Here is a 3610-nt window from a genome sequence, read left to right as displayed (position 1 = left end):
CCACCAGGGGCGCCAACGCCAGTGCCACATGGCTCACCGTGCACACCCACTCGGGGAGGTTGGAAGGGCCCCGCGGGGCTGCCCGCGTCAGCACCAGCAGCGCGGCACTCAAGAGCGCCATGCCCACGCCCACCCAGCGCAGCTGTCGCCCGCGCGGGGACAGCGCCCCCCACGAGCACACCGCCCCGGTGGACAGCAGCATCGCCAGCATCGGCGCGCGGCCCGCCAGCATTGCGCCCGTGATGCGGCCCAGCGCCAGGAACACGCCGGCCACAGCGAGCGCCAGCCCCGCGGACGCCGCGAACAGCCCCACCGCCTGCGCACGCCAGCGCCGCACCGGCCGCTTCAGCGCCAGCTCCGCGCGCGACGCCGCCAGCGCGCGCTCCATCGCCCGTGGGTCCAGGCGGGGAGGGGAGGACCGCCAGGGGTCCTGCGTCGCGGCTTGCCGCGAGTCCGGAGGCCGGCTCATGACACGTCCTCCAGTCCGCCCAGCAGCTCGCGCAGCTTCTCGTAACCCCGGTGCGCCCGCAGCCGGGCAGCGCCCGCGCGGATGCCTCGCATCTCGGCGATCTCCTCGAAGGACCAGCCCTCCAGCTTGCTCAGCACCACGGCTTCGCGCTGCTCGACAGGCAATTGCTGGAGGGCGTCCTCGATGCGCCGGCGCATGGCCGGGTCGCCATCCGGCGCGGGCACCGCCGTGGGGCCTTCCGGCGGCGCGTGCGCATGCGCGTCCACGTGCTGCTGGTGCCGCAGCGCGTCCCGGGCCGCGTTCGCCGCGATGGTGAGCAGCCAGGGGGTGAAGCGCGTGCCGTGCTCGTAGCGACCCCGGGCGCGGATGACGGACAGGAAGGTCGTCTGCATGAGGTCCTCCGCCAGCGGCCCGTCCCTCACCATGCGGGCGAGGAAGCCGTGCACACGCCCGGCGTGCCGGGCGAACAGCGCCTCGAACGCCGGCTCGTTTCCCTGACAGAACTGGTCCATGAGCACTTCGTCCGTGACGCCTTCCATCGTCTGGCTCACGGACGGCCCTGCCCGGAAATCGTTTCCAGGGACGGACGATTGCCCCCCTGGATGCTCCAAGGCCTTGAAACGACAAGCGCTGGACGTGACATCGCCAGGGGGCTCGCTTCCATGACCCGAAAGGGTAGTGTCGCGCGCCTTACCGGTTTCAACGCGTTTCCCCAATTCGAGCGCTCATGTCCCCGGCCGAGGTCGTCATCCAGTCCACGCTGTTCGAATCGCTCCTGCGCTGCGTGCGATTGGACTCGTCGCTGCGCGAGCGCATGGCGGCGGCGGGCTACGACCCGGACCGCCCCCGGGCCAGCTATCCGGCGTCGGTGTTCCTGCGCTGCCAGAACCTGGTGCTGCAGGCCGCCTACTCGGGCCGGCCGCAGCAGGAAGCGCTGCGGCAGATGGGCCGGGACCTGGTGCGCGGCTACTTCGAGACGCTGGTGGGCAAGGTGGTGAACGTGGCCCTGAAGATCGCGGGGCCGGAGCGCGCCATGAAGCGGGTGGCGCTGAGCTTCCGCTCGGTGATGGAGCCGGTGGAGATCACCTCCCTGGAGTTGGGGCCCAAGGACTGGCGCGTGACATTCCAGGGCTACCCCTTCCCGTCGGAGGCCGCCGCGGGGTGCTGCGAGGAGGCCCTGCGTCAGGCCGGGGCCGCGAACCCCAGCGCGGTGCTGGAGAACGATGACGGACACGGTCGTTTCGAGCTGCGCATGCGTTGGTAGGACGTCCGTGTGCACGCGGTAACGGTGAGCATCATCCTTCCACCGCGACATGACTGAATGCGCTATGAGGGCCCCATGAAAATCGGCAAGGACAGTGTTGTCGCCATTGACTACAAGCTGCACCTCGGCGACGGGAAGATCGTGGACGAGAGCGAGGCAGGCGATCCGCTCGTCTACCTGCACGGCTACGAAGAGATCGTCCCCGGCCTGGAGAAGGCGCTGGAGGGCAAGTCCGCGGGCGAGTCCCTGAAGACGGTCGTCTCCGCGGCGGACGGCTACGGCGACTACGACCCGGAAGGCGTCGAAGAGGTCCCCCGCACGGAGTTCCCCGAGGACCTGGAGATCAAGGCCGGCGGCATCCTGAGCGCCACGGATCCGGAAGGTGACGAGGTCGACTTCCTGGTCAAGGAAGTGCGCAAGGACACGGTGCTGGTGGACTTCAACCACCCGTTCGCCGGCAAGGAGCTGCACTTCGAGGTCACCATCAAGGAAGTGCGCGCCGCCACGCCCGAGGAACTCGAGCACGGCCACGCGCACGGCCCCGACGACGACCACGATCACTGACCGCTGGGGCCCTTCGGCCGGCCCTTGCCGTGCGTCCGGGCATGCCGCCCGGGCGCCGCGCCTTCGGGCCGCTTGGAGCTTCCATGGTCGGCCTGGCGAGGCCCCGGGTCGCGCTGCTTCGCCAGCCAGGCCTCCATCTCCCGCTGGAAGATGGGGTCCTTGCGCGGCACCTCCGTGCGGGGCAGCTCCTGGCGGATGATGCGCTCGATGTCCTGGAGCGTGCGGCGCTCGACTTCCAGCGCGAAGAGTGACGCCCGTCCACTGGCCGCCGCGCGAGCGGTGCGGCCGATGCGGTGCACGTAGTCCTCCGGCCCGTGCGGCACGTCCAGGCTGATGACGTGGCCGATGTCATCCACGTCCAGGCCGCGCGCCGCCAGGTCGGTGGCCACGAGGCAGCGGTACTGCCCCCGGCGGAAGCCCTCCAACGCCTGACGCCGCTGGGCCTGCGTGCGGCCCGCGTGCAGGGCGGCGGACTTGTGGCCCGCGGCGGCGAGCAGTTCCTTCATCTTGTCCGCGCGCTGCTGGGTGCGCACGAACACGAGCGCGCTGGCCTGGTCCTGCGCGAGGAGCGTGAGCAAGAGGGGCCACTTCTCCTCGGGCTTCACGATGTAGAGGTGCTGTTCGGCGCGGGGCGCGGGCGTCCCGCTGGGCGTCACCTCCACGCGCACGGGCTTGTGCAGCGCGCGCTGTCCAAAGCGCGTCACGTCCGCGCCCAGGGTGGCGGAGAACAGCAGCGTCTGACGCTCGCGGGGCAGCGCGTGGAGGATCTGGTTGATCTGCGGCAGGAAGCCCATGTCGAGCATCCGGTCCGCTTCATCCAGCACCAGCGTCTGGATGCGCGACAGGTTCACGGCCTTCACGCCCAGCAGGTCCACGAGCCGGCCAGGCGTGGCGACGATGAGGGTGGGGCGCTCGCGCAGCGCTTCCACCTGCGCGTTCATGTCCTCGCCGCCGACGATGAGCGTGGGCAGGACGCGGAGGGACTCGCCGAAGAAGCGGGCCTGTTCGGTCACCTGCTGCGCCAGCTCGCGCGTGGGGGTGAGGATGAGGCCCAGCGTGCCGCGCTCGCCCGCGAAGCGTTCAATCATGGGGAGCAGGTAGGCGGCCGTCTTGCCGGTACCGGTGGCCGCGCAGCCGATGACGTCGCGGCCGGACAGCGCGGGCGGGATGGCCTGCGCCTGGATGGGCGTGGGAGCACCGAAGCGGGCACGCTTCACGGCGCCCAGCGTTTCGGGGGACAGGCCCAGGGACTTGAAGGAAGCACTCATGCCCCCACGCCTCCCACGTTTTGGGCCACAGAGGGAAGGGGATTG

5 protein-coding genes are annotated in these 3610 nt (G+C 70.7%); 2 read left to right on the top strand and 3 right to left on the bottom strand.

The features are described 5' to 3' along the window. Together D7W79_RS40100 and D7W79_RS40095 are read right to left on the bottom strand one after the other, a co-directional pair. The coding region (locus D7W79_RS40100; protein WP_120530480.1) for a DUF1109 domain-containing protein at positions 1-469 on the bottom strand (469 nt) is incomplete at its 3' end. Next, positions 466-1008, bottom strand: coding sequence for an RNA polymerase sigma factor (locus tag D7W79_RS40095; RefSeq protein WP_120530479.1), 543 nt, complete (start codon positions 1006-1008; stop codon positions 466-468). The genes D7W79_RS40095 and D7W79_RS40100, both read right to left, overlap by 4 nt. Before the next feature lie 188 nt (positions 1009-1196). Here D7W79_RS40095 and D7W79_RS40090 point away from each other — a divergent pair, with 188 nt between their 5' ends. Next, positions 1197-1733, top strand: coding sequence for a DUF2378 family protein (locus D7W79_RS40090; protein ID WP_120530478.1), 537 nt, complete (start codon positions 1197-1199; stop codon positions 1731-1733). Positions 1734-1808: 75 nt separating this feature from the next. Next, positions 1809-2297, top strand: coding sequence for an FKBP-type peptidyl-prolyl cis-trans isomerase (locus D7W79_RS40085; RefSeq protein WP_120530477.1), 489 nt, complete (start codon positions 1809-1811; stop codon positions 2295-2297). Here D7W79_RS40085 and D7W79_RS40080 read toward each other — a convergent pair. After that, positions 2291-3565 carry a DEAD/DEAH box helicase gene (locus tag D7W79_RS40080; RefSeq protein WP_120530476.1) on the bottom strand — a complete coding sequence of 425 codons (1275 nt, stop codon included), beginning with the start codon at positions 3563-3565 and terminating at the stop codon, positions 2291-2293. The two genes, D7W79_RS40085 and D7W79_RS40080, sit on opposite strands and share 7 nt — an antisense overlap. Positions 3566-3610 lie beyond the last annotated feature (45 nt).

It is taken from the genome of Corallococcus exercitus (assembly GCF_003611585.1).
Taxonomy (GTDB): domain Bacteria; phylum Myxococcota; class Myxococcia; order Myxococcales; family Myxococcaceae; genus Corallococcus; species Corallococcus exercitus.
Note: the sequence above shows the minus strand (reverse complement) of the source record. Positions and strands in the feature narration are given on the sequence as shown.

Excerpts from the sequence above, each read along its gene's own strand:
- D7W79_RS40095 (WP_120530479.1), bottom strand. The coding sequence starts at position 1,008 with ATGGAAGGCGTCACGGACGAAGTGCTCATGGACCAGTTCTGTCAGGGA.
- D7W79_RS40090 (WP_120530478.1), top strand. The coding sequence starts at position 1,197 with ATGTCCCCGGCCGAGGTCGTCATCCAGTCCACGCTGTTCGAATCGCTC.
- D7W79_RS40085 (WP_120530477.1), top strand. The coding sequence starts at position 1,809 with ATGAAAATCGGCAAGGACAGTGTTGTCGCCATTGACTACAAGCTGCAC.
- D7W79_RS40080 (WP_120530476.1), bottom strand. The coding sequence starts at position 3,565 with ATGAGTGCTTCCTTCAAGTCCCTGGGCCTGTCCCCCGAAACGCTGGGC.